The 24,638-nt window shown below is 34.5% G+C and carries 36 protein-coding genes; 33 read left to right on the forward strand and 3 right to left on the reverse strand.

Annotated features, from left to right (window positions below; translation table 11 throughout):
* Nucleotides 1-2 precede the first annotated feature (2 nt).
* From fusA to Gromo_RS02395, 24 genes are all read left to right on the forward strand, one after another.
* Complete coding sequence (gene fusA / locus Gromo_RS02280) at nucleotides 3-2,096, forward strand: elongation factor G (protein WP_231158844.1); 2,094 nt, start codon at nucleotides 3-5, stop codon at nucleotides 2,094-2,096.
* 277 nt (nucleotides 2,097-2,373) lie between these two features.
* Nucleotides 2,374-3,603, forward strand: coding sequence for an elongation factor Tu (gene tuf / locus Gromo_RS02285; RefSeq protein WP_231158845.1), 1,230 nt, complete (start codon nucleotides 2,374-2,376; stop codon nucleotides 3,601-3,603).
* Nucleotides 3,604-3,610: 7 nt separating this feature from the next.
* A complete protein-coding gene (rpsJ, locus tag Gromo_RS02290) occupies nucleotides 3,611-3,931 on the forward strand; it encodes a 30S ribosomal protein S10 (protein ID WP_231158846.1) in 321 nt (106 codons plus the stop codon).
* Between the two features lie 20 nt (nucleotides 3,932-3,951).
* Complete coding sequence (locus tag Gromo_RS02295) at nucleotides 3,952-4,422, forward strand: large ribosomal subunit protein uL3 (protein ID WP_231158847.1); 471 nt, start codon at nucleotides 3,952-3,954, stop codon at nucleotides 4,420-4,422.
* A complete protein-coding gene (rplD, locus tag Gromo_RS02300; RefSeq protein WP_274381151.1) occupies nucleotides 4,419-5,057 on the forward strand; it encodes a 50S ribosomal protein L4 in 639 nt (212 codons plus the stop codon). The genes Gromo_RS02295 and rplD overlap by 4 nt, the downstream gene beginning before the upstream one ends.
* The gene (rplW, locus tag Gromo_RS02305; RefSeq protein ID WP_231158848.1) at nucleotides 5,045-5,347 is read left to right on the forward strand and encodes a 50S ribosomal protein L23; all 303 of its coding nucleotides are present in this window, start codon (nucleotides 5,045-5,047) and stop codon (nucleotides 5,345-5,347) included. The genes rplD and rplW overlap by 13 nt, the downstream gene beginning before the upstream one ends.
* 17 nt (nucleotides 5,348-5,364) lie before the next feature.
* Nucleotides 5,365-6,228, forward strand: a complete 864-nt coding sequence (gene rplB / locus Gromo_RS02310; RefSeq protein WP_231158849.1) for a 50S ribosomal protein L2 — start codon at nucleotides 5,365-5,367, stop codon at nucleotides 6,226-6,228.
* Between the two features lie 4 nt (nucleotides 6,229-6,232).
* Nucleotides 6,233-6,508 (forward strand): 30S ribosomal protein S19, encoded by a 276-nt coding sequence (rpsS, locus tag Gromo_RS02315; protein ID WP_231158850.1) that lies wholly within the window; start codon nucleotides 6,233-6,235, stop codon nucleotides 6,506-6,508.
* 12 nt (nucleotides 6,509-6,520) lie between these two features.
* Nucleotides 6,521-6,913, forward strand: coding sequence for an uL22m family ribosomal protein (locus tag Gromo_RS02320; RefSeq protein WP_231158851.1), 393 nt, complete (start codon nucleotides 6,521-6,523; stop codon nucleotides 6,911-6,913).
* Nucleotide 6,914: 1 nt separating this feature from the next.
* Nucleotides 6,915-7,592 carry a 30S ribosomal protein S3 gene (gene rpsC, locus Gromo_RS02325; protein ID WP_231158852.1) on the forward strand — a complete coding sequence of 226 codons (678 nt, stop codon included), beginning with the start codon at nucleotides 6,915-6,917 and terminating at the stop codon, nucleotides 7,590-7,592.
* Between the two features lie 10 nt (nucleotides 7,593-7,602).
* Nucleotides 7,603-8,055, forward strand: coding sequence for a 50S ribosomal protein L16 (gene rplP / locus Gromo_RS02330; RefSeq protein ID WP_231158853.1), 453 nt, complete (start codon nucleotides 7,603-7,605; stop codon nucleotides 8,053-8,055).
* 11 nt (nucleotides 8,056-8,066) lie between these two features.
* Nucleotides 8,067-8,249, forward strand: coding sequence for a 50S ribosomal protein L29 (rpmC, locus tag Gromo_RS02335; RefSeq protein ID WP_231158854.1), 183 nt, complete (start codon nucleotides 8,067-8,069; stop codon nucleotides 8,247-8,249).
* The gene (rpsQ, locus tag Gromo_RS02340) at nucleotides 8,242-8,490 is read left to right on the forward strand and encodes a 30S ribosomal protein S17 (protein WP_231158855.1); all 249 of its coding nucleotides are present in this window, start codon (nucleotides 8,242-8,244) and stop codon (nucleotides 8,488-8,490) included. Before rpmC ends, rpsQ begins: the two co-directional genes overlap by 8 nt.
* The gene (rplN, locus tag Gromo_RS02345) at nucleotides 8,487-8,846 is read left to right on the forward strand and encodes a 50S ribosomal protein L14 (protein ID WP_231158856.1); all 360 of its coding nucleotides are present in this window, start codon (nucleotides 8,487-8,489) and stop codon (nucleotides 8,844-8,846) included. The genes rpsQ and rplN overlap by 4 nt, the downstream gene beginning before the upstream one ends.
* A complete protein-coding gene (gene rplX, locus Gromo_RS02350; RefSeq protein WP_231158857.1) occupies nucleotides 8,843-9,172 on the forward strand; it encodes a 50S ribosomal protein L24 in 330 nt (109 codons plus the stop codon). The genes rplN and rplX overlap by 4 nt, the downstream gene beginning before the upstream one ends.
* Nucleotides 9,162-9,725, forward strand: coding sequence for a 50S ribosomal protein L5 (rplE, locus tag Gromo_RS02355; protein WP_231158858.1), 564 nt, complete (start codon nucleotides 9,162-9,164; stop codon nucleotides 9,723-9,725). The genes rplX and rplE overlap by 11 nt, the downstream gene beginning before the upstream one ends.
* Nucleotides 9,718-10,023, forward strand: coding sequence for a 30S ribosomal protein S14 (gene rpsN, locus Gromo_RS02360; protein WP_231158859.1), 306 nt, complete (start codon nucleotides 9,718-9,720; stop codon nucleotides 10,021-10,023). The genes rplE and rpsN overlap by 8 nt, the downstream gene beginning before the upstream one ends.
* Before the next feature lie 15 nt (nucleotides 10,024-10,038).
* Nucleotides 10,039-10,422, forward strand: coding sequence for a 30S ribosomal protein S8 (gene rpsH, locus Gromo_RS02365; RefSeq protein WP_231158860.1), 384 nt, complete (start codon nucleotides 10,039-10,041; stop codon nucleotides 10,420-10,422).
* Entirely contained in the window at nucleotides 10,412-11,008 is a 597-nt protein-coding gene (locus tag Gromo_RS02370) for a 50S ribosomal protein L6 (protein WP_231158861.1), read from the forward strand. Before rpsH ends, Gromo_RS02370 begins: the two co-directional genes overlap by 11 nt.
* Nucleotides 11,005-11,391 (forward strand): 50S ribosomal protein L18, encoded by a 387-nt coding sequence (rplR, locus tag Gromo_RS02375; RefSeq protein WP_231158862.1) that lies wholly within the window; start codon nucleotides 11,005-11,007, stop codon nucleotides 11,389-11,391. Before Gromo_RS02370 ends, rplR begins: the two co-directional genes overlap by 4 nt.
* 22 nt (nucleotides 11,392-11,413) lie before the next feature.
* Nucleotides 11,414-11,926 (forward strand): 30S ribosomal protein S5, encoded by a 513-nt coding sequence (gene rpsE, locus Gromo_RS02380; protein WP_231158863.1) that lies wholly within the window; start codon nucleotides 11,414-11,416, stop codon nucleotides 11,924-11,926.
* On the forward strand, nucleotides 11,910-12,365 hold the full coding sequence (gene rplO, locus Gromo_RS02385; protein ID WP_231158864.1) for a 50S ribosomal protein L15: 456 nt from the start codon (nucleotides 11,910-11,912) through the stop codon (nucleotides 12,363-12,365). The genes rpsE and rplO overlap by 17 nt, the downstream gene beginning before the upstream one ends.
* Nucleotide 12,366: 1 nt before the next feature.
* A complete protein-coding gene (gene secY / locus Gromo_RS02390; RefSeq protein ID WP_231158865.1) occupies nucleotides 12,367-13,707 on the forward strand; it encodes a preprotein translocase subunit SecY in 1,341 nt (446 codons plus the stop codon).
* Between the two features lie 457 nt (nucleotides 13,708-14,164).
* A complete protein-coding gene (locus Gromo_RS02395; RefSeq protein WP_231158866.1) occupies nucleotides 14,165-14,812 on the forward strand; it encodes an adenylate kinase family protein in 648 nt (215 codons plus the stop codon).
* A gap of 163 nt (nucleotides 14,813-14,975) precedes the next feature.
* Here the strand turns inward: Gromo_RS02395 and Gromo_RS02400 are convergent, their stop codons facing one another.
* A complete protein-coding gene (locus Gromo_RS02400; RefSeq protein ID WP_231158867.1) occupies nucleotides 14,976-15,779 on the reverse strand; it encodes an MBL fold metallo-hydrolase in 804 nt (267 codons plus the stop codon).
* Nucleotides 15,780-15,824: 45 nt separating this feature from the next.
* Nucleotides 15,825-16,661, reverse strand: coding sequence for a TatD family hydrolase (locus Gromo_RS02405; RefSeq protein ID WP_231158868.1), 837 nt, complete (start codon nucleotides 16,659-16,661; stop codon nucleotides 15,825-15,827).
* A gap of 71 nt (nucleotides 16,662-16,732) precedes the next feature.
* Here Gromo_RS02405 and xseB point away from each other — a divergent pair, with 71 nt between their 5' ends.
* Together xseB and tyrS are read left to right on the forward strand one after the other, a co-directional pair.
* Nucleotides 16,733-16,981, forward strand: a complete 249-nt coding sequence (gene xseB / locus Gromo_RS02410; RefSeq protein ID WP_231158869.1) for an exodeoxyribonuclease VII small subunit — start codon at nucleotides 16,733-16,735, stop codon at nucleotides 16,979-16,981.
* Nucleotides 16,982-17,063: 82 nt separating this feature from the next.
* A complete protein-coding gene (gene tyrS / locus Gromo_RS02415) occupies nucleotides 17,064-18,302 on the forward strand; it encodes a tyrosine--tRNA ligase (RefSeq protein ID WP_231158870.1) in 1,239 nt (412 codons plus the stop codon).
* 58 nt (nucleotides 18,303-18,360) lie between these two features.
* Here the strand turns inward: tyrS and Gromo_RS02420 are convergent, their stop codons facing one another.
* Nucleotides 18,361-19,092 (reverse strand): pseudouridine synthase, encoded by a 732-nt coding sequence (locus Gromo_RS02420; RefSeq protein WP_231158871.1) that lies wholly within the window; start codon nucleotides 19,090-19,092, stop codon nucleotides 18,361-18,363.
* Between the two features lie 89 nt (nucleotides 19,093-19,181).
* Between Gromo_RS02420 and Gromo_RS02425 the strand changes: the two genes are divergently transcribed.
* The 7 genes from Gromo_RS02425 (at nucleotide 19,182) to rpsI (ending at nucleotide 24,633) form a co-directional block, all read left to right on the forward strand.
* Nucleotides 19,182-19,448 (forward strand): GapR family DNA-binding domain-containing protein, encoded by a 267-nt coding sequence (locus Gromo_RS02425; RefSeq protein ID WP_231158872.1) that lies wholly within the window; start codon nucleotides 19,182-19,184, stop codon nucleotides 19,446-19,448.
* Nucleotides 19,441-20,112, forward strand: coding sequence for a hypothetical protein (locus tag Gromo_RS02430; protein WP_231158873.1), 672 nt, complete (start codon nucleotides 19,441-19,443; stop codon nucleotides 20,110-20,112). Before Gromo_RS02425 ends, Gromo_RS02430 begins: the two co-directional genes overlap by 8 nt.
* Before the next feature lie 3 nt (nucleotides 20,113-20,115).
* Nucleotides 20,116-20,694: a hypothetical protein gene (locus tag Gromo_RS02435; protein WP_231158874.1), complete on the forward strand. Its 579-nt coding sequence runs from the start codon at nucleotides 20,116-20,118 to the stop codon at nucleotides 20,692-20,694.
* 98 nt (nucleotides 20,695-20,792) lie between these two features.
* Nucleotides 20,793-21,875 carry an aspartate-semialdehyde dehydrogenase gene (locus Gromo_RS02440; protein WP_231158875.1) on the forward strand — a complete coding sequence of 361 codons (1,083 nt, stop codon included), beginning with the start codon at nucleotides 20,793-20,795 and terminating at the stop codon, nucleotides 21,873-21,875.
* A 45-nt stretch (nucleotides 21,876-21,920) separates the two neighbouring features.
* On the forward strand, nucleotides 21,921-23,681 hold the full coding sequence (gene aspS, locus Gromo_RS02445) for an aspartate--tRNA ligase (protein WP_231158876.1): 1,761 nt from the start codon (nucleotides 21,921-21,923) through the stop codon (nucleotides 23,679-23,681).
* A gap of 101 nt (nucleotides 23,682-23,782) precedes the next feature.
* Nucleotides 23,783-24,232, forward strand: a complete 450-nt coding sequence (gene rplM / locus Gromo_RS02450; RefSeq protein WP_231158877.1) for a 50S ribosomal protein L13 — start codon at nucleotides 23,783-23,785, stop codon at nucleotides 24,230-24,232.
* Nucleotides 24,232-24,633 (forward strand): 30S ribosomal protein S9, encoded by a 402-nt coding sequence (rpsI, locus tag Gromo_RS02455; RefSeq protein ID WP_231158878.1) that lies wholly within the window; start codon nucleotides 24,232-24,234, stop codon nucleotides 24,631-24,633. The genes rplM and rpsI overlap by 1 nt, the downstream gene beginning before the upstream one ends.
* The last annotated feature ends 5 nt before the right edge of the window (nucleotides 24,634-24,638 follow it).

Below are 24,638 nucleotides of genomic sequence, written 5' to 3' on the forward strand. Positions count from 1 at the left end.
GTATGTCTAATAACGTTTTTATTGATAAGTACAGAAATATTGGAATTATGGCCCATATTGATGCGGGTAAGACAACTTTTACGGAGAGAGTTTTGTATTTTACTGGAAAAAGTCACAAAATTGGTGAAGTGCACGATGGTAAAGCAACCATGGATTGGATGATTCAGGAGCAAGAGAGAGGTATTACGATTACTTCCGCTGCTACTACTTGTTTTTGGTCTTTAAATGATGTTAAGCACAGAATAAATATTATAGATACTCCTGGTCACGTCGATTTTACTATAGAGGTGGAGAGGTCTTTACGTGTTTTGGATGGTGCTGTGACAGTATTTGATGGAGTTGCTGGTGTTGAGCCTCAATCTGAAACTGTTTGGAGGCAAGCTAATAAATATCGAGTACCGAGAATATGTTTTGTTAATAAGCTTGATCGTCAGGGTGCAAATTTCGACAGATGTGTGAATATGATAAGGGATAGATTGAGAATGACACCTGTCCCATTGCAAATGCCGGTTGGCTCAGAGTCTGATTTTGTTGGAATGATAGATTTGATTGCTATGAAATTCTATAAATGGGGTGGTTTGGATGCAAAAGGAGAGATGTTTGAAATTCTCGATATTCCTTCAGACATGTTAAATGAGGCTAAAAAGAAGCGACATGAGATGGTTGATGCTATCGCAGAGTACGATGATGAGTGTATGGATAAATATTTTGCTGATGGTGACTTGTCAAATGATGATATCGTTAAGTGTATAAGAATTGGTACTTTAAAAATGGCGATTTCTCCTGTGTTGTGTGGATCTGCTCTGAAAAATAAAGGAGTTCAGCAGGTTTTGGATGCAGTAGTTATGTATTTGCCTTCTCCTGTTGATGTTCCTAGAGATAAAATTTTTCCAAATGATGCAGAGAAGTATTTAAGTAGTGATCGAGATAATTTGTGTGATTTGCCTTTCTGTGGATTGGTTTTTAAGGTTACAAACGATCAGTTTGGTGTTTTGACTTACATAAGAATCTATTCTGGAAAAATTTCTTCTGGAATGAAAGTCTTAAATTCTTCGACTGGTGATGAAGAAAGAATTGGTCGATTAGTCTTGTTGCATGCGAACTCTCGTGAAGACGTAAATTCTGCCAGTGCTGGTGATATAGTTGCTGCAATAGGTTTGAGGAAATCTTCAACTGGTCACACTTTGTGTGATATTTCAAATCCATTGCTACTTGAAAGTATTGAAAAAATGCAAGGTGTTATTGAGCAAAAAATTACTCCTATGAGTGATGCAGATCAGACCAAGATGTCTGATGGCTTGTCGAAATTGCTTGCTGAGGATCCTTCTCTTAGTGTTAAATCTGATGGTTCTGGCACTGTGATTGTTGGTATGGGTGAGTTGCATCTAGATATTATTGTTGATAGATTGAAGAGAGAATTTGGTTGTGAGGTTAAAATCTCTTCTCCCAAAGTTTCGTATAAAGAGACGATTGTTAATTCTGTTACTAAGGAATATTTGCATAAAAAACAAACTGGAGGGGCTGGTCAATATGCTAAATTGACGATTGTGGTTTCTCCGACAAGTGATGATGAATTTGTTTTTGTTGATAAGATTGTTGGTGGAGTTATTCCAAAAGAGTACATCGCTTCTGTGGAAAAAGGTATAGTAGAAGCTATGGAAAATGGTCGATTGCTTGGTTATCCTGTGGTTAATATTAAAGTTGAGTTAATTGATGGAGACACTCATTCGGTTGATTCAAGTGCAAATGCCTTTCAGATTGCTGCTAGATATGCATTTAAGGAGGCTATGGAGGAGTCCGGAATGATTTTGCTCGAGCCTATAATGAATGTTGAAGTTACTACTCCGGATGAGTTTGTTGGCTCTGTTATGGGTGATTTGAGTAGTAGGCGTGGAATAATTTCATCTAATTCTTCTCCTTATGCTGGAGTTAGTGTTGTTTTTGCTCGAGTCCCGTTGAGTGAAATGTTTGGTTACATCACGCAACTTAGAGGTATGACTCAAGGCAGGGCCAGTTATTCTATGACTTTTGCTGATTATTCTAAGACTCCTGAGGGTGTATTGGTTAAATTGAGAGAGGCAGTTGACACTAAGTGATTTTGTGATGGTGTGCGATTTTTTTTGTTTTATGCTATTAAGTTTATTTTTTTTGTAAGTTTTTTCTATTATAGCTATTGTATTTTGTTAATTCTGATTTATTTAGTTTTTAACTACTTGTTTTTTTTGTTTTTGTGGCATTTCATGATGTCATCTTTTGTTTTGATAAAAAAATTGTTTTTATTTGTTATAAAAAGCATTATTTGGATTGATAAAACGCTTAATTTGTTGTATAAAAGCGTAACTGTTTTGTGTTTTTTGTTGGAGATTAGGAATTATGGCTACTGGGAAGTTTGAGCGTAACAAGCCTCACGTTAACATTGGTACTATTGGTCACGTTGATCATGGAAAGACGACTTTAACTGCTGCTATTACTCATTATTGTTCTAAATTTGGAATGGGTGAGGCTAGAAAGTATGCTGATATTGACTCTGCTCCTGAAGAGAAAGCTAGGGGTATTACTATCAATACTGCTCATGTTGAGTATGAAACTAAGAATCGTCATTATGCTCATGTTGATTGTCCTGGTCACGCTGATTACATCAAGAATATGATAACTGGTGCGGCGCAAATGGATGGAGCTATATTGGTTGTTGCGGCGACTGATGGTCCTATGCCCCAAACTCGAGAGCATATATTATTGGCTCGTCAGGTTGGTGTTCCAGCGATTGTGGTTTTTTTGAATAAATGTGATATGGTTGATGATGATGACATGATAGAGCTTGTTGAAAGTGAAATTCGAGAGCTTTTGTCTTCTTATGATTTTGATGGTGATGCTACTCCTATAATTCGTGGATCTGCTCTAAAAGCGCTTGAGGGTGATGAAATTTATTTAGAATCTGTTTCGAAATTATTGTCTGCTGTAGATGAGACTATTCCTGTTCCGGAAAGGCCAATTGATGCTCCTTTTCTTATGCCTGTTGAGGATGTCTTTTCAATCCCTGGCAGAGGAACGGTTGTTACTGGTAGAATTGAGAGGGGGATTGTGAAGGTTGGTGAGCCTGTGCAGATTGTTGGTTTATGTGAGGCTGAAAAATCCAAATCTTCAACGGTGACTGGTGTTGAAATGTTTCGAAAAGAATTGGATGAAGGTCGTGCTGGAGACAATGTTGGTCTTTTATTGCGAGGTATTGGCAAGGAAGATGTTGAGAGAGGTCAAGTTGTTTGTAAGCCTAATAGTGTTTCTCCACATTTTGAATTTCGTGCGGCTTGTTATGTTTTGACTAAGGAAGAGGGTGGTCGTCATAGTCCTTTTTTCGTAGATTATCGTCCTCAGTTTTATTTTAGAACTACGGATGTTACTGGTGAAATATTTGCTATTTTGACTGATGCTGATATTTCTTCTGGATCTTCGGGCGACCCCAAGGCTATGGTCATGCCTGGAGATAATGTGCATTTGTGTGTGAGATTAATTTCTCCTGTTGCGATGGAAAAGGGAATGCGTTTTGCTATTCGTGAAGGTGGTAGAACTGTAGGTTCTGGTGTAGTTTCTGAGATAGTTAAGTAGGTTTGTTATGGAGCAAAAATTTCGTTTAATTCTTAAATCTTATGATTATCGTTTATTGGATAGCGCTGCGTCTATGATATCTGAAGTTGTTTTTGATAATGGTGCTATGATAAGGGGGCCTGTTCCTTTGCCTAATTCTACGGAAAGATTTTGCGTTCTTCGTGGTCCGCATGTCGATAAAAAGTCTAGAGAGCATTTTAAAATAGTCACTCATAAAAGATTGATTGATGTGCTTGGTTCTTCTTCTAAAACTATTAATGCTATGATGGATATTCCTGTTCCGTCTGGTGTTTTTATTGAAATGATTCAAATTAAGAGTGAGTATTGATTTTTATTGTGGAGGTTTTTATGTATTTAGTTGCAAAAAAAGTTGGAATGACGAGGTTTTTGTCTGATTATGGAGTTTTTATTCCTTGTACTATCTTGGATCTTTCTGCACTAGGTGCTGATCAGATAGATTTTTTGAAGGAGTACAAGTTTTTTGATATAAGAGGTAAGACTAAGGGGCGGGGTTTTACTGGTAGTATGAAGCGTCATAATTTTCATGGATTGCGTGCTACTCATGGTGTTTCTTTGTCTCATAGAAGTCATGGTTCGACTGGTTGTCGTCAAGATCCTGGTCGTGTTTTTAAGAATAAGAAGATGGCTGGTCATTATGGTTGTGAAAATGTAACAGTTCAAAGTTTGGAATTTTTATCTGTATTTGATGATTGTATGTTTGTGATTAAGGGTGCTGTGCCTGGCTTTCCCTCTTCTTCTTTGAAGTTGAGGCCTGCTATTAAGAAGTATGGTCGAGTAAAGATTGAGGTGCAAAAATGAAATTAAGAGTTGTTGATTTTGTTACTGGAAATTGTGATGATTTTGTCGATTTTCCTGTTTTTGATGAACCTTTTGCTATTGATATGAGGCATTTGTCTTCTGCTGTCAGATTAAATGAATATAGGAGCCATTTGGGAGTTTCAAAAACTAAAAGTTATGCAGATGTTAGTGGTGGTGGTAAGAAGCCTTATAAACAAAAGGGTACAGGTCGTGCTAGGCATGGATCGATAAGGTCTTCTATTTGGCGCGGAGGTGCGGTCGTTTTTGGTGGATATAAATATTCGAAAACTTTTGCTATTAACTTTTCTAAAAAAGAACGAGAGTTAGCGTTTCTTCATGCTGCGCGTTATGTTTTTTCTAATTCTCAGGTTTATGTGTTAAACGATTTTGATTTTATTTTAGGTGTTACTAATTTTGATAAAAAGTCTTTTGGTACTACGTTTTGTGATGGCTGTTTGATTGTTTTTGATGATAATTTTCCAGTGGATTTTATTAAAAAGGTTAGGAATTTTTCATTTGTTAATTTTGTTCACATAAATTTTTTGACTGTTTTTGATTTATTAAAGTTTAAAAATGTGGTATTTACTAAATGCAGTTTAGATTTGTTGGTTGGGAGGGTTGCATGTCGTCTATAATGAATGTGGTAATCTCTTGCTTAGGTGGAGAAAAGGCTATTGCTAGAGAGTCTAGGTTTTATTATACATTCTTGGTGAATGATTTTGCTAATAAGGTTCAAATAAAGAATGCTCTTAGTCTTATATATGGAGAATCAGTCACAAAGTTGAATGTTATGCGTTGTAAGGAAAAAGTAAATCTTCGCAAAAGACAATCTCCCGTTGCTTTGACTTCTCGGCCAAGTAGATTTAAGAAGGCTATTGCTTTTTTTGGTGGGAAGCAAATAGATGTGTCTGGAACTAGGTTTTAATTTGTGTTGGAGAGATTATGTGTGCATTGAAAATTTTTAATCCCACAACTTCTAGTCAAAGAGGTTTGGTTTTGGTCAATAAAAAAGATATTTGGCGTGAAGGGCCGATGAAATCTTTGTCTTTTGGTGTTAATAAGACTGGTGGAAGAAATTCACTTGGTAGACTGACAGCGAAATATATAGGTGGTGGTCACAGAAAAGTTCTGAGAATTGTTGATTTTATTAGGAGATCTATGGCAGATGTTTCTGCTCTCGTTAAGAGGATAGAGTATGATCCTCATAGAACCTCTTACATTGCTCTTATTGAATATGAGGTTGACACTTTGAGTGATTCTGATGTTAGAAAAAAATCAAGATTTGCTTATATTTTAGCTCCGGCTGGTATCAGTATTGGGGATCGTATTATTTCTTCGGTTGATAATTCTGTGTCTATATCTCCAGGAAATTCAATGCCAATTTATCGAGTTCCTATCGGTTTGCATGTTCATAACGTTGAGTTAAAAGTTGGAAAAGGTGGACAAATTGCTCGTGCTGCTGGTTCTTTTGCTGTGGTTGTGGCTAATGAAGGTGATTTTGTGATGATTAAGCTCTCTTCTGGAGAGTCTAAGATGATTCAGAAGGATTGTATGGTTACGATTGGAGTGTTATCTAATTCTGATAACAAAAATACATATTTGTCTAAAGCTGGTCGTAAACGTTGGATGGGGATTCGTCCTAGAGTTAGGGCAGTTGCAATGAATCCAGTTGATCACCCGTTGGGTGGTGGTGAAGGTAAATCTTCAGGTGGTCGTCATCCTTGTAGTAGAAGTGGTTTGAGAAAGGGTACTAAGACTAGATCTAGTAAGAAGCCAAAGCTCAATAAGTTGTTGAAGAGGGGGTGATTTTATGTCTCGTTCTGTTTGGAAAGGGCCTTTTGTGGATGTTTCTTTGTTGAGGCGTTTAAAAAGAGGTGGTGATAAAGTGATTAAGACGTGGTCTAGAAGGTCTACAATTATTCCATCTTTTGTCGGTTTGACATTTATGGTCCATAATGGTAAGTCTCATGTCCCTGTTCATGTGAATGAAAGTATGATTGGGCATAAATTGGGTGAGTTTTCGCCTACTAGAAATTTTAAAAGAGGCCATTCTGGTGATAAAAAAGCGACTAGAAAGGCTAAATGATGGAGGGTTTTGATGAGTGTAAATTCTGTTGTTGAAAAGCCTGAGAAGGTTTTATTGTATAAATTGCCTGTCTTGGGAAAGGCAGTCTTGAGAGGGGTTTTTATGTCTCCTAGAAAGGCCAATGAAGTTATGTCGTTAGTTCGTGGGTTGCCTGTAAAGAATGCTCTTTCTTTACTTGGGAGGTGTCCTAGAAGAGCTGCTTCTTATCTATATAAATTGGTTAAATCTGCTGCATCGAACTCTTTGCAAAATAGAGATTATCGTGGGGATTTATATATAGTTGAGGCTACTGTCGGAAGAGGAACTTGTGCTAAGAGGGTTGAGTTTAAGGGGCGTGGAAAAACTGGTACTCGAACTAAGATTCAGTGCTATATGAGAGTTGTTATTGGAGGTACGGAGGTTTGATATGGGACAAAAGGTAAATCCAATTAGTTTTAGATTGGGTGTGAATCATACTTGGAATTCAAGGTGGTTTGTTAGTAAGGTTGATTATTCTAAGTTTTTGGCTCGTGACTTGAGAATTCGTGATATTGTTATTCAGCATTTTCCTTCTGGCGTTGTTTCAGATATTTTTATAGAGAAGATGCCTAAAAAACTTGTCATAACTATTAGGTCAAGTAGGGCGTCTATGCTTTTGGGTAAAAAGGGATCTCAAATCGAATCTTTACATAAAAAGCTTCTTCCTGTTGTGAGTTTTTATGCTCCAGGTGATGATATTAGCATTAGTGTTATTGAAATTTCGACTCCAGATCTTGATGTTGTTGCAATTTCTGCTGGAATTGCTCGTCAATTGGAGAAGCGTGCATCTTTTCGGCGAGTTATGAAGAGGGCTATGCAGTTGGCTGTGAAAGCTGGAGCTCGTGGTATAAAGATAATTTGTTCCGGGCGTCTTGGTGGAGCTGATATTGCTCGTTCTGAAAAGGTTTCGTATGGCTCTGTGCCTTTACATACTCTTCGAGCTGATATAAACTACTCGGAATCTGTTGCTAAGACTGCGTATGGTACGATTGGAGTTAAAGTTTGGGTTTATTTCTCTGATGTTAGTTCGTATAATCCTTCAGCGTACGATAGAAGGTTGAGTTAGGGGTGGTGATATGTTTTTTCCAAAGAAGACAAAATATAGAAAATTTATGAAAGGCCGAATTCACGGAATTAATACAAAAGGAGCGACCTTGAGTTATGGAGTAGGCTCTGTAAAGTCTGGTGTTAGTGGGTGTTATGGATTAAAAGCTCTTACGCCTGGGAGAGTCACTTCTAGAGAAATAGAGTCTGCCAGAATGGCTGTAAAAAAAATTGCTCGCTCTGGTCGTTTGTGGATAAGGATTTTTCCTGATATCGCTGTTTCTGGAAAGCCTGCAGAAGTGCGTATGGGTAAGGGAAAAGGTGATATTGATAGGTGGGTGTGTAGAGTTAAGCCTGGTACAATTATATTTGAGATAGATGGCGTTGAGTTTGATTCTGCTAAAGCTGCTCTTGAGATGGCGGCGAATAAATTGTCTGTATGTGCCAAAGTTGTTAGTATTTTGGATAGTGGAATGTTGGTTTAGGAGGTAATCATATGGGGTTAAAGTTTAGTAATGTTAATATTGATTCTGAGGTTATGAGCTTGAAGTTGCAGATGTATTTTTTGAGATGTAAGTCTGTTGTGGGTGAAGCTCCTCCTTCTCACGTTTTTAAGAAATTGAGGCGTGATATTGCGAGATCTATTCATAAATCTCTTGTTGGAGGTGGGAATGTCTAAGAAAGTCTTAAGTGGAGTTGTTGTAAGGTCCAATGGAGATAAGACCATTTATGTTTTGGTAACAGATGTTCGGCCTCACCCTTTGTATAAAAAGGTTATGAGTGTTTCTAAGAAATATCCCGTTCATAATCCAAGAAATGTAGATTATGCTTTGCATTCAGTGGTAAATATAGTTGAATCAAGGCCGTTTTCAAAGACCAAGAAATGGTGTGTAGTTTATAATGATGGAGTTTTGTCATGATTAGAATGGAAAGTTGTTTATCTGTGATCGATAATACAGGCGCTAAAATTGTTAAATGTATTAAGGTTTTAGGTGGATCTCGAAGGAAGTTCGCAAAAGTTGGCGATATAATTGTTGCTTCAGTTCAGGAAGTCACTCCTGATTCATCAGTAAAGAAAGGAGCGGTTGTTAAGGTTGCTATAGTTAGTACAAAGAATCGCATTCCTAGATTTGGTGGAGTTTTTGTGAGATTTGACACTAATGCGGCGGTGATTGTTTCAGCTCAAGGTGCTATGGTTGGGACTCGTGTTCTTAAGCCAATTTCAAGATTGGTTAAAGTGGATAAAGTTGCTTCAAGGGCGATGGAGGTGATATGAGTTGGAAAGTTGTGGTTGGTGATTTTGTTGAAGTTATCTATGGTTCTTACAAGGGTTATAGGGGTAACGTGATGAAGGTTGATAGGTCGTCCAATATGGTTATGGTTTCTGGAGCTTGTATGCGAGTAAAACATAAGAAGCCTTCTGATGGGAATCCTGGAGAAGTTATTCGCTCTGAGTCATTTATTCATAAATCCAATGTTATGCATATTATGCAGGATGGTTCGCTTTCTAGAGTTGGTTTTAGATTTAAGGATTATAATGGAAAGAAGGTGAAAGTGAGGTTTTTTAAGAAAAATTCTGAGGAGGTGAAGTATGTCCGATAATGTTTCTTCTTATTTGAGGAATATATACGAAACTGTTACTGTGCCAGCTTTAAGAGAAAAATTTGGTTATGGAAATTTGTTTCAGGTTCCAAAGATAGTCAAAGTTTCGTTAACAGTTGGTGTGTCTCCTAAGCTGGGCAAAGATGTATTTGAAAATGTTTCACAAGATTTGAGAATGATATCTGGGCAAAGTCCTATGATATGCAAGGCCAGGCGTTCTATTGCAGGTTTTGGTATTAGAGAGGGTATGAATATAGGTGTCATGGTTACTTTGCGTGGCAACAGAATGTATAATTTTCTCGAAAAATTGATTTATTATGCATTGCCTAGAGTCCGTGATTTTAAAGGTTTTTCATCAAGTGGGTTTGATGGTAATGGTAATTATTCTTTTGGCCTCCCTGATCGTCATGTTTTTTTGGAAGCAAATAGTCATTTACTTGACAAGCCTGGTATATCGGTTACTATAGTTACTAATTCTTCTAATGATGTTCAAGTGATGCATATGCTTCAATCTTTGGGAATCCCTTTTATTTCTTGGAGGGTAAATGGCTAAAGTTTCTTCTATTGAAAAGAATAATTATCGTGCCACTTTGGTGAAAAAATATGACAAGAAGAGGTCTGCACTGAAGTCAATAATTATGGATAAATCTTTGCCTTTGTCAGATAGGTATGCTGCTTCGATGAAAATGGCAAAATTGCCTAGATATTCTTCTAAGATTTGTTTGGTAAATCGTTGTGCTATTACTGGTAGATCGAGAGGTGTGTATAGAAAGAGGTTTGGTGGAATATCGAGGATTATGCTTAGAAAGCTTGCTTCGTTTGGTTTATTAAATGGTGTTGTAAAGGCTTGATTTTGGAGGTATAAGATGGATATTGTTGCTGATATGTTGACGAGAATAAGAAACGCTTGCATCGCTCGTCATAAAACTGTTGATGTAATTTTTTCAAAATTAAATCGAAATATTCTTGATGTTATGCGTAAGCAAGGTTATATTGCTGATTATAGTTTTATTAAATCTGGCGTGAGAGAAATGCTTAGGGTGCAATTGAGGTATTTTGAGAAAAATCCCGTTATTTCTATAATAAAGAAAGTTTCTTTGCCTGGTTGTAGGATGTACGCTGGTTGCAGATCTTTGTTTGATGATAGGCGTGGTTTGTATATATTGTCTACTTCTAAGGGTGTAATGTCTCAATTTGAGGCTTTTTATGATCATAAAGTTGGTGGAGAGGTTTTGTGTTATGTTTTTTGATTGTTCTGACGTTTCTTTTAAGCCATCTCAGTCTAGAGTTGCTTGTAATTTTCTAAATATTGATGGAGTGGATGTTTCTATAAGTGCTGATTCTGTTCTTTCTGTGAAAGGGCCTAAGGGGGATCTTTTTTTTAAAATTCCTAATGGAGTTCGATTTTATAAAGATCAGTCAAAAGTATTTGTTAGTGAAGTTTCTGAGAATTTTGTTAGCATCGCTGGAACTGTTCGTAGCGTTGTTAATAATATGATAATTGGTGTGAAGGATGGGTTTTTTAAGACATTAAAGCTATCTGGAGTCGGTTTTAAAGTTTCAAGTAGTGATGGAAATCTTGTGATGAATATTGGTTATAGCCATCAGGTTGTTTTCCCTCTGCCAAAAGGTATTTCTGTTTCTTTAATTTCTCAAACTGCTTTTTCTTTGCATTCTATTGATTGTGTGCTTCTAGGTGATATTGTTCATAAAATAAAATCTCTTAGAAAGCCTGAGCCTTACAAAGGTCGTGGTATTTTTGAAGAGGGTCATTCTATAATTTTGAAGGAAGTTAAGAAAAAATCTGCAACTGTAAAGGAGGCTAAGAAGAAATGACGATTAATTCTGTGTATTTTGCTAGAAAGCTTAGATCAGTAAGGGTTAGGAAAAAGTTGAAACAGGTGTCTGGTGATAGTCTCAGGCTTTCTATTTTTAGATCCAACCGTCATATAGAGGTTCAACTTATAGATGATTCTCAAGGTAAGACCCTGTTGTGTGTTTCAACTTTGCAGAAATGGTTTTCTGGCTCTGGATCTACTGTTGAAGCTGCTGAAAAACTCGGTAAAAAGTTTAGTGAGCTTTATCAGGCGATTGGTTCGCCAGATTTATATTTTGATAGAGGTTGTTATTCTTATCATGGTAGAGTAAAATCTTTTGTTGATTCTGCTATTAGTGCTGGGTTGATTTTGCGTAAGCAGAAATCGTCCGTAAATAGTTGAGTTTTAGAGGAGGGAGTTTTTTATGGCGAGATCTAAATTAAGTGAAGATACTAAGCGTTATGTTATATCTGTTAACAGGACTACAAAAGTTGTTAAGGGTGGTGCGAATTTTTCTTTTTCGAGTTTTGTTGTTGTTGGAGATGGAAACGGTCGTGTTGGTGTTGGATTTGGGAAAGCTAAAGAAGTTGCTGATGCTACTAGAAAAGCTACGGATTATGCGGCGAATTCTATGATATTTATTCCGTTAAAAGAAAAAAGAACCGTGTATTATAGTTTTTTGGGTAAAAGTGGTGCTTCTTCTGTGTTTGTTCAGCCAGCGCCTGCTGGTAGTGGAATACGCTCTTCCAGAGTGTCTCGGTGTATTTTTGAAGCTCTTGGGGTGAAAGATGTTGTGGCGAAGTGTATTGGTAGTCATAACCCGTTAAATGTTGCTAAAGCTGTTCTGAATGCTCTTGTTTCTATAAAATCCCCTACTTTCATGAAGAAAATGAGGGGTAAGAAATTTCATGGAGGTAATGATGAGTCTGTTGAATAATTTGCCAAAATCTTATGGAGTGGGAAAAAAAAGGAAAAGAATTGGCCGTGGTATAGGTTCTGGAAAGGGAAAGACGGCTGGATTTGGTCATAAAGGTCAAAAAGCTCGCTCTGGCGTTGCTGTTAAGGGATTTGAGGGTGGCCAGACGCCTATTCATATGAGGCTGCCTAAGAGAGGATTTGTTAGTCATGTCAAAAAGGATGATTTTGCCATTACTTTGCGTTCTATTCAAGGGTTAATTGATTCAAAGAGGATTTCTTCCGATGTGATTGACATTTCGATTTTGAGATCAATAGGTCTGGTTGGTGAAAAGAGTAAGCTCAGAATTATTGGTAATTATGGTCTTGTTTCTTCGTTGAAGTTTAATGTTCATCATTGTAGTACTGGCGCGAAAGAGATGATCATTAGATCTGGCGGTAGTGTAAATTTGGTTGGTTGAAATGTCTGTATCTAGATTGAATGCTAAGAAATTTGATCCTTATGCTCACCTAAATGAGTCTAATGTTTCTGATTTGTTCCGTAGGGTTTTTTATACTTTATTTATACTTTTAATATGTAGAATTGGTGTTCATATTCCTCTTCCTGGCGTAAGGTCTGATGTTGTATTGGAATTGGTCCGTAGTAGCGGTGCCGGTTTGTTGGGTATGTTTGATATGTTTTCAGGTGGAGCAGTCTCCAATATGTCTATCATGGCCTTGGGTCTGATGCCCTACATATCTTCTAGCATAATAGTACAATTGTTTTCGGTGGTGTCTCCTTATTTAAAGGATTTGAAAAAATCTGGTGGTGAGGTTGGTCAGAGAAAAATTAATCAATATACCCGCTATGGAGCTGTTTTTATAGGTTTGTTCCAGTCTTTTGCTGTTGCAAATGGACTTGAAGTTTTGTCTTCACACTCTGGTATGATGGCAGTTCCTTATCCTGGCTTCTTTTTTAAATTCACATCAGTTATCAGTCTTGTATCTGGTACGTTATTTTTGGTCTGGTTGGGTGAACGTATATCAGCTAGAGGAATAGGTAATGGATCTTCTATGATAATATACGCTGGAATAGTTTCAAATTTGCCACAATCTGCTTATAGAACAATTGAATTGGGTAAAATTGGTGCTGTTTCTAGCTTTATTATGATTGCAGTTCTTGTTTCAGTGATTTTTATCATATTATTTATAGTTTTCTTTGAAAAAGCCATTAGAAAAGTGCCATTTTTTCATGCTAGACATAATGTTCAAGGTTCGGTTAATAGATCTTCTTACATTCCAATCAAGGTAAATATGTCTGGAGTGTTGCCACCGATATTTGCAGGTGCTTTGTTGGGTATACCTCAGATTTTGATTCAATTTTTCGGCTCTTCTGATATGTGGTTTGTTTCATTTATGTTGAGGATTTTGTCTCATGGGCATCCGGTTTTTATAGTTTTATATATATCGTTGATAGTCTTTTTTTCATTTTTTTATGCTCCTATTATATTTAATACTGAGCAGATTGCTAATGAAATGCGCAAAAGTGGAGCATCTATTGATGGTATGAGGGCTGGTGATAAAACTAAGGAATATTTGGATCATATTTTAAATAGATTGACATTTATAGGTGCATTTTATATATCTGCTATTTGTATTATACCTGAATTGATTTTATCAATAGTTTCTTTACAATTTTATCTTGGTGGTACTAGCATGCTTATTATTGTTGGTGTCAGCATTGAGGTTATGACACAAGTTGCATCTTATCTTTTGGGCTCTAAGTACGCACATATTGTAAATAAACCATGGTTAAGAAATTAGTTGGTAGTTTTTGAGAAAATTTTATTGTAAAAGATGATTTAGCTTTGATAGAAGTTATGTTATATCTGAGATGTTATATTGACTTATTCTAATTAATATGGAAGTGAGTATTTTCGTTACTCTAATCATATGCGCTGCTTGCACATGATAAAATCGAAACTTTTATATGATATAAAAAATCTTATATTACATTAACATAAAATGGATGCTATTAAGATTGATACGATCATGTAATCGAAATTTTTTACTATAATATATAAAAATCGAAAAATTTGAGCAAAGTGATATGAAAAAATTGTAAAGTATCTTAGTTATTTATCTTGTGCCGAAAGCTTTTTTTTGTGTGATTTTATCAGATATTATGTTATCTTTATGGTTTTTGATATTTTCATTTATTTGATTTTATTTGATTTTATTGATATAAAAATACATATATTTTTTATAAAACATTTGTACGATGAACATCGTTCTTTTAGGGGCTCCTGGATCTGGCAAAGGAACTCAATCTTTAATTTTGTGTAAAAAATTTAATCTTTATTGTCTGATGATGGGTGCATTAGCTAGAATTGAAGCGTCTATGCCAACTCCATTGGGTGCAAAAATTAGTGAAATTTTGAACTCAGGGAGTCTTTTGAATGATGAAATGTTTGTAATACTCTTAAAAAAAGGGTTGTCCAAAAATATCAATGAATTCAAAGGGATTTTGTTTGATGGAGTTGTGCGTACATTGAATGAGGCGGTTATATTAGATGAATCCATGAAAGAGATGGGATTAGGATCGATAGATTATGTAATAGAAATTTCAGTTAGTATAACTGATGTGCAAAATCGAATTTTGAACAGATTGATATGCAAAAATTGTAATGCATCTTACTCATTAAGGAATTATTCAAAAGATTTTTGCGAGCTGTGTAAAGAAAATTTGGTTAAACGTAGCGATGATAATTTAAAAGCTTTACAGAGTAGAATCGATGGGTATTTTGATATGCGTCAAAAAATAGTTGATTATTATTCCGGAAATGGCATTCAGATTAATATAATAGACGGTTGTGGGAATGTAGAAGATGTGTCTGCAAACATATTGAGTGTTTTGCAAAATACATAATAGTTGTTATATTAATCTTTTTAAGATCTTTTCGTTAATATTAAGACTTTTGTTATAAGTAAATTTTGAAAAATCTTTAAATCCACGATCTTGATAGTTGAAAATTTTTTTATTGTATAAATATTTTGAATTTAATATATATTTAATACTTTTTGAACTAATATCATACGAAAATTTCCATTTTATCATATGCAAGAAGGACATTATTCGGAATGATGGATGAAATCTCATCATAATCCATATCCACTCCCATATGAGTTAATATTGTTAATTTTGAGTTAAATTTCTCCCTCCAATTCATTACTTTCTCAAAACTGGCATGTTTATTATTATGAGAAACGTAATTTGTGCAAGAAATTATAAGCAAATCCAAGCTAAAAAGATTATTGATTGCATGATCTGAAAATTCAAAAACATCAGTGCAGTAGGCAAAATTTTTAAATCTAAACCCTGTTGATATGCAATCGCCATGATATTGATCAAAACATATGACTTTCTCTTGAAAAAGTTCAAATTCTTTTTCGATAATGTGGCAATCTATAAAGGATTTTTTAGCATAATCGCAAAATGATTTTGTAAAATTTGTAATTATCTCTATTGCACTTTGATGCAAGAATAAGTATGGGAATTGAAGAATCAAATTGCTCAATGTGTTGCGAGAGCCGTATATAGGTATATTTGCTTTATTTTGCATGAAGCTTGTATCGTGAATGCCAAATACGTGATCAGCATGAGGATGAGTATACAAAATTGCATCTAAGTGTTTTACATTGTTTCCTATCATTTGATTTCGAAAATCTGGTGTAGTATCTATAATAACGTTTTTATTATTATATTGAACGAGCAGAGATGACCTTTGTCTACGATTTTTTGCATTATTTGGATTGCACTTTCCCCAATCTCCATTTGCTCTAGGTACTCCAGAAGAAGATCCGCATCCTAGAATGGTTATTTTAAATGAATGCATGCTTTGTTTAACTTTTTACTAGTCTACTATCGAATCCAAATTCGCTCAATTTAATTTTTTAAATAGCTGATGCGTATTATGAAATATTCTATCAGCAGCTTCATTTAGTGAAATTTGATGAATTTCTGATATTTTTTCCAAAATATGTAGAGAGTGCGCTGGTTCATTTCGCTTGATTTTTCTTACAGGTTCTGGTGAAAGGTAAGGTGAATCAGTTTCAACTAATATCCTATTTAAAGGAGTGTTTCTAATAATATCTCTTATTTCATGAGTGCTTTTAAAAGTGCATATTCCTGAAAATGATATAAAGAAACCCATATCGATTGCTTGATTAGCAAGTGGCTGTGAACCTGTAAAACAGTGAAAAACTCCTGAATTTGCTGTATTTTGCTTTAAGATGCGAATGGTGTCTGCTTCAGCAGATCTTGTATGAATTATAATTGGGAGTTGAAGTGTTTTTGATGCTTCTATATGTGCGATGAATGATTTTTCTTGATTAATAAGATCGCAATTGCTTTCTACATATAAATCTAAGCCAGTTTCTCCAAGTCCAACTATTTTCTTGTGTTGTCCGTATTCAATAAGGTATTCATAAATAATGTCTTCAAAGTTTTTACCATATTCTCTGAAAATTTTTTGTGTACTAGATGGATGTATTCCGACTGTGCCAAATACATTATCGTATTTATCGATTATTGGTAGTATTTTTTCATGTGAATCAATTTCTGTCCCTACAGTAATCATTTTAATAACGGAGTTGTATTTTGCATTTTGAATAATATTATCTAAGTCTTCGGTAAAGTTTTCGAAGTGAATATGACAATGGCTGTCGATTATTTTGATTGATTGATCGACTGAAGTATTAATCGAGTTTTGTGACATTTTTTTGAGAATTTGATATATTCTATAGAAGATTATGATGTTATCATTTAATAAATCAATATTGATGTCGTATGTATCTCGATGAAAAAGATTTTTTTGATGAAAATGAGAATGACAACATTAAACAAGAACAGTCTTTTGAAGAGGCACTCAGTGATCTAGAGAAAATTATAGAGATTCTTGATAAAGGCGATCTTCCCTTGAGAGATGCTATTAATGCTTATAAGCGTGGTCTGGAATTAAAACAAATTTGTAACGAAAAGTTAAACGAAGCAAAAGAGCTTATGGAGAAGATTTTTGAAATTTATAATAAAGACTAATCCATTTGCCAAAAATTCATTTTAATGATGTTTTTTTTGATAAAACAGTTATACTGATGCAAATATTTATCTGCTAAAAAAAATGGTCGTTTTAAATGATAGAGATGAAGATTTAAATGGAGAGCATTATGAATGTAAAATCACAGATGGTTCGAGTGTAAGATCTCGCTTTATGAAAGAGATGTTTGATCGTGGATTTATCTATCAATGCTCAAATGTTGAAGCTTTAGATAATTATTTATGTGCTAAAGGCTCTGAGGCTGTTGGTTATTGTGGATTTGATATGACTGCTAGAAGTTTGCATGTAGGTAATCTTCTGATGATCATGATTTTAAAGTGGTTTGAAATATGTGGTCACAAATCTATAATTCTTTTGGGTGGAGCTACGACCAAAATAGGAGATCCATCTTATCGTAAAGATGCTCGACCTATTTTATCTGATGAAGAAATTTATGAGAATATGAGATCGATAAGCTCGATTTTTTCTCGTTTTTTTGAAAATCCTCAAATTGTGAATAATTTAGATTGGTTTGAAGATGTTAAATATATAGACATGTTGCGTAATATTGGCACATGCTTTTCTATTAATAAAATGGTTAACATAGATATCGTAAGGCAGAAATTATCGAACAATTTGAATTTATCTTTTCTTGAATTTAATTACTTGGTTATGCAATCTTATGATTTTCTCCATTTGTATGAATCAGTTAATTGCGCGGTTCAGTTTGGAGGATCAGATCAATGGGCTAACATAATTCACGGAGCAGATTTGGTTAGAAGAAAGATAGGTGGAATGGCTTTTGGATTGACAGCGAACTTGATTACCAATTCAAATGGAGATAAGATGGGAAAAACTGCTAATGGAGCTATTTGGCTTAATCCAGAAATGAAATCTCCTTATGATTATTGGCAATTTTGGCGAGATTGTAGTGATGATGATGTATTTAAATTCTTGCGTTTATACACGTTTTTGCCAATCGAAGAGATCAAAAAGATGGAGAGTTTGACTGGATCTGATATAAATCAGGCTAAGATTAGGCTTGCAAATGAAGCGACTAAGATTTTACATGGAGAGGACGCCATTAGTGGTGATATGGCTTTTACAGCTACTGTTTTTATGCAAAATAGAATGAGTTTGGTTGAAATCTTGAGAAAATCTGAGGTTGTATCTTCAAATACGGAGGCTAAGAATTTGATCAAAAGTGGAGCTATCAAGATTGATGGAGCACAAGTGTTTGATGATAGTAATTTAGATAAATTTAGTGAAAATTTCGTGATAAATGTTGGTAAAAACAAGAGAATTTTAGTGAAAATTTTATAAAAAATAAGAAAGATAATTAAGTCTGAATAATTTTTGATAATGTTGCAGTGAAATAGTTTCATTTGTCTGTTTTTGGTTTAGATATTGTTAGTAAATTATTAACGATTGATTGTTTGATTTGCATGACATTTCCTGGTTTTATTTCATCAAGTGATATATCTCCGTAAGATATTCGTATGAGTTTTAAAATTTTGCATTTCATATATGAGAAAATTCTTCTTATCTCTCGATTTTTTCCTTCATATAGGGTGATTTTTATCCAATGTCCTTCATGTTGTTGAAATGAATTTTGGTAATTTAATATGCATGGTTTGTATTCCATTTTATCGATTTTTAAACCATTTTGTATTTGTGATATCTCATATTTATTAATACTTTTGTTCAAAAGTACCATGTATGTCCTTGGAATTTTGTTCCTCGGATTCTCCATAAAATGAGCGATTTGAGGGCTATTTGTCAAAATCAGCAGACCTTCTGACATATAGTCAAGTCTGCCTATTGATATTACGTGTTCTTTTATGTATTTTTTGACTTCTTTGAATACTGTTTTCCTTTCATCTTTATGAGATGTGATAACCATAGTAGGTTTGTAATATATCCACATTTTTGGTGTTATGGTTGAAATTTCTCCTTCATTTACTGAGATTACATCGCTTTCAAGGACGAAATGGACTGGTGATGAAATGACTTTATTATTTATCTTTACTTTACCTAATGCAATTAGTTTCTCTGCATCTCTTCTTGAGCATATTCCCATATTGGATATAAATTTTGCGATTCTAATTTGCACATTTGTAAATTCTTGTTATGTTTGATTATATTTTGCTCGACAATTTTTATCTACAATGAGATAATTAAAATTATTTTTTTCTATAATGTATGTTCTCCGAACTGAGCAGTTCTACAATTCCTTATCTAAAGGATTTTGTCCGTAGAATTAATAACATAAAGGATGAGAATGAAAAGTTATCTATTGATCTCAAGGAAATATATAAGGAAATTAGTGATGCTGGATTTGATGCTAGAATTGTCAAAGCTGTCGTGAAAGAATTAAGAATGGATAAAAATGAAAAAATAGAAAAAGAGAAAAATGAAGAGATGTTTCATGTGTATATGAGTGCTATAAAGGGAGGACTTGATGAATAAGTGTCTTGATTCTATATTGCAAGCTTGTTTTGTATTTTTTTTGTGTGTTTTTTTTTCAGGGTGTATGGCTAATCCTAATAATTATGTATCTAAATCAGGCGATTCTTTTAAGGTGAAGTCAGTTGATATTATTTGTGAAAATGCATCAGAGTCCGATTTTGCTAAAAAAATAGATATTTGTCGACCATTTAAGTTGTGGGCGAGAGAAAAATTTTGTTATGAAGATTCTAAAGCAAATTATCATCTTAGTGTCTGCATTACTTTGTTTGCCAATAAGACTCAGAAGCAGTACGAATCTTTTGGCAAGCAATATTATGGTAGAGTATCTGGAAATATGTCATCATATAACATGAAAGCGAAAGTTAGCGTGTCTCTGTTTGATAATAAAAGCAATGAGATTTTTAATTTCGTGATAAATGAAAAGGTTGAATTTGATATTGGAGATATAACTGATCAAGAGGAAAGGGAAGAATTTGATTCTATGATAAGAGTTTTGTTGCGCAAGGTAGATAAGTTATGTGATAAAGAAATTAAGAATTTGATTAATGAATATAATAAACAAGTTAATACTGCCACCGCAGGGGCAGTAATTGCAGTTGGTGCATTGGCTATTGCAGCTGCTAGTATGGATAGTCAACCGAAAAAGCCTCATCAACGTAGATGATTTATGCTTATGATATATATGATGTCTGTTATTAAATTTAGATCTGTTTTTTTTACTTTCGCTGTTTTGCTTTGTTTTAGCTTATTTGGCTGTTCAACTCGAGATACTGGCAGAGTGTCTGATTTTATTCCAAAAAGACAGTGTTTGCCTGTGCGTTCTGTAGATATTATTTGCGATGATTTATCTGATTCTCATTTAATCAATAAGGTTTGTTTCTTCGCTCACGCTGAGCAATGGGCAAGAGAGAGGTTCCTTTATGGAAAAAAGAACGGTGATTTTTCTTGTGTAATCCATATTAGAGTATCTGTTAATAAAAAAGTTAAGAATGATGGGTTTTTTAGCGACAATATTTCTTTCTATCTTTTGAAGATGAGTGTATGTCTTGATTTGATTAATTCAGAAGGTGATAGAGTTGGGGCATTTTCTATATCTGATTCCGTCAGTCTAGATTTCAAGAATTTAAGTGAGAAATTCGAGTTGATCGAGGTTGAAGATACCATTGTTGTTTTATTGAAAAGGGTTAATTCTAGAGTTGATGTTGAGATGCCAAAATTGATAAAAGCCATGAAGCGAGTGAAATGATTTGCTACTTAAGATTTTTCCTATATCTAAATTATATTCCTTTGATGGAAATTTTTGATTCAAGTGGTATGATTTGATGAATATTTATAAATATTTCTATGTATAGTAAAATTATTGGAGTACTTGGAGCTACTGGGTTAGTTGGATCTGAGATAATTCGGACTATTGAAAAAAGAAAATTTCCAGTATCAAAGTGCTTTTTTGTTGGATCTGGATCTCGGGCTGGGGAATTGATTAATTTTAAAAATATTAATGTTCCAGTAATAAGTATTGATGAATTTTTATGTGAAAATATCAGTATGGATGTGCTTTTCTCTTGTGCTTCAGAGTCTGTATCTGAGATATACGTTTCTGAAATATCCAACAAATGTACAATTGTGATTGATAAAACTGAATATTTTAGAGATAAGGTTGATTTAATTATTCCGGAAATTAATGAATTCTTGATAAATGATGCTAGAATTGTTTCTAGTCCAAATTGCGTTGTAATTCCACTTGCTCTTGCATTAAATCCATTTAAGATGTTTATTAAAAGAGTGATTATTAGCACATATCAGTCTTTTTCAGGTGCTGGAATGAGATCGATGAGTAAATTTCGTACTGATACTGATTCTATTATGAAAGAAGTATCAACATCTGTTGAAGATATGAGGTCTTGCATTGCTGCATCCACTAACGAATTTGGATTTAATGTTATTCCTAATATTGGATTAAGCAATGTTTCTGATGGTGTATTTTCAGAAGAGAGAAAAATCGTATACGAATTACAGAAGATCCTAGGTGTTGATTTGCCTATATGTGTTACTTGCGTTCGAGTGCCATCGATGATTGGTCATGGCATGTCTGTTAATGTTGAATTATATGATAATTTTTACGATATGCTAGTGATTGATAATTCGATCTATAAGACCAATCATCTTTACGATGATGATTTTATTTCAATTATTAAGGATTTGATATCACAACAAGATGGAGTTCAATTGAATCATTCTGAATCTGGCGATAGTCTAAAGGATTGTTTGAATACGTCTAATGTTTTGGTTAGCAGACTGAGAAGAGATTTTACGCTTAAGCGTGGATTTTCAATGTGGGTCTGTTGTGATAATTTGCAAAAAGGGGCTGCTCTAAATGCTGTGCAAATTGCAGAGTGTAAATTCAATTTTAAGCCAGAATTGTCGTAATCTTTAATTTATTGTACAATGTCGTGATTTTTTCATGATAACTTAATGCTATTGCAAAATGAATATAGATCTCACAGGTGTGGTGATATTAGACAGAATTTAACTAAGCAAGTTGTAAAAATTTCTGGATGGATTAACAAGATAAGGAATCACGGTAAAGTGGTTTTTCTAGATATTCGAGATGAAACTGGAATAGTTCAATGTGTATCTTCATTGCACAGCATTCTTAATATAGTTGAAGAATTTTCCTTAGAAAGTGTAGTGTCTATTATTGGTGAAGTATTATTAAGAGAATCGAATCTAATAAATCCAAGTATTGCTACTGGTGAAGTGGAGATTGTGATTCATTCTATTCATTTGCTTTCAAAAGCTGATGTTTTGCCATTTAGTGTCAGTTCAGATGATGGTACTTCTGAAGAAAATCGTCTAAAGTATAGATTTCTTGATTTGAGAAGAACTTGGGTACGTGAATTAATAAATTTGAGATCAAATGTCATAAAATTCATCAGAGAGCGTATGCAAAAAGATGGTTTTATGGAAATTCAAACACCTATACTCACTGCTTCTTCTCCTGAAGGTGCTAGAGATTATTTAGTGCCAAGCAGATTGCACAAGGGTATGTTTTATGCTTTACCACAAGCTCCTCAGCAATTCAAGCAATTGTTGATGGCATCTGGAGTGGATAGGTATTTTCAAATTGCTCCGTGTTTTCGAGATGAGGATAGTAGGGCTGATCGTGCACCTGGAGAGTTTTATCAGCTAGATATAGAAATGGCGTTTGTTACTCAGGAAGATATTTTTAAAATTATTGAACCGATAATATACGATATTTTTAAGAACTTTTCTACTTACTCGATTTCATATCCGTTTAAGAGAATCACCTATAGTGATGCTATGAATTTTTATGGATCAGATAAGCCAGATTTGAGGAATCCTTTGATGATTCATGATGTAACTGAGATTTTTCGTACATCTGATTTTTCTCTTTTTAGGGATATTCCTTCTAGCGCTTCGATTAAGTCCATTTCTGTTGGAGTGCAAGGCATTACTAGGAAAACTTTGGATGAATTAAATTCATGGGCAAAAGAAATTGGCTTACCTGGATTGGGATATATATCATTTGATGACAATGAGGCTAAAGGACCCATTGCTGGAAAGCTATCTCAAATTGAAATATCTTATCTGCAAAGTGTTTTTGATAAATATTCAAGTGAAAGAAGTGGAGCGATGTTTTTTGTTTGTGGAGAAGATATAGACAAGAAATGTGGCTTAGTTAGGGATAAATTGGCCGCTCATTTTGATTTGTTAAAAAAAGATTCGTTTGAGTTCTGTTGGATTATTGATTTTCCTTTTTATGAAAAAGATTCTGATGGTCGTGTGATTTTTTCTCATAATCCATTTTCTATGCCTCAAGGAGGAATGGACTCGTTGATTAATGAAAATCCTTTACAAATTAAGGCATATCAGTACGATCTATGTTGTAATGGAATTGAATTATCAAGTGGAGCAATTCGAAATCATGTTCCTGACATTATGTACAAGGCGTTTTCTATAGTTGGTTATGATGAAGAGTATGTAAGAGATAAATTTGGAGCTATGTTGAACGCATTTAGATTTGGAGTACCCCCTCATGGAGGAATTGCGCCTGGAATTGATAGAATGGTAATGTTATTAGCTGATACCTCAAATATTCGAGAAGTTATAGCTTTTCCACTTAATCAAAGCGCAAGAGATTTAATGATGAACGCTCCTTCAGTAGTGGATGAAAGTGCGCTGAATTTATTAGGCTTGAAGATTATTGATTGAGTGTTTTTTTTGATTAAGTAATTGACAGGATTTTGTATCTAGTAGTAAGATTACTCTTAGTTTTATTTGTAATTATAATGCACTTGCAGCGCACATATTCTATGAAAGTAAGTGAAGTTAATAAGAAATGGATTCATATTGATGCTACTGGTCTCATCTTGGGAAGATTAGCTAGCATAATTGCTATGCGACTGCGTGGAAAGCATATTCCTTCATTTACTCCTCATATTGATTCTGGAAACAATATTGTTGTGACAAATGTTGATAAGGTCGTTTTGACTGGTAAAAAAATGGATGATAGTAGATTTTACTGGCATACAGGTTTCCCTGGTGGAATTAAATCCAGAAGTCCGAAGCAGATTTTATCTAGCAATTATTCAGATAGATTGCTTAGGAAAGCGGTTGAAAGAATGATGCCAAAAAATAAGTTGCGTGATAGGCAGATGGCAAATCTTTATTTATATGCATCAGATAATCACCCTCATCATGGTCAGGTTCCGGAGACTATTGATATTTTATCTATGAATGCAAAGAATGGAAGGAGGTTTTGATGGATAAATATGGTGTTCCAGGGAAATTTTACTCAACTGGGAAGAGAAAGGATGCGGTTGCTAGAGTTTGGATTTGCTCTGGTACTGGTAAATTTTCTGTTAATAGCAGGGATTTGAATTCATATTTTCCTTCAAGATCTGTTTTTTCTGTTTTAGAGCCTTTTAAGAGATTGCATCTTGACGGTAAAATTGACGTTTTTTGTACGGTGAAGGGTGGTGGTTTTACTGGCCAATCTGGGGCTATAAGGCATGGAATTGGAAGGGCTTTGGCTTATTATGACCCAGCTTTGAAGCATGATTTAAGAGTTAACGGATTTTTGACGAGAGATTCTAGGGTTGTTGAGCCAAAGAAGTACGGTCGACATAAAGCTAGAAAGGCAACTCAATTCTCCAAGCGTTGATTTGG

Source organism: Candidatus Gromoviella agglomerans (assembly GCF_021065005.1).
Classification (GTDB): Bacteria; Pseudomonadota; Alphaproteobacteria; order CAJXXZ01.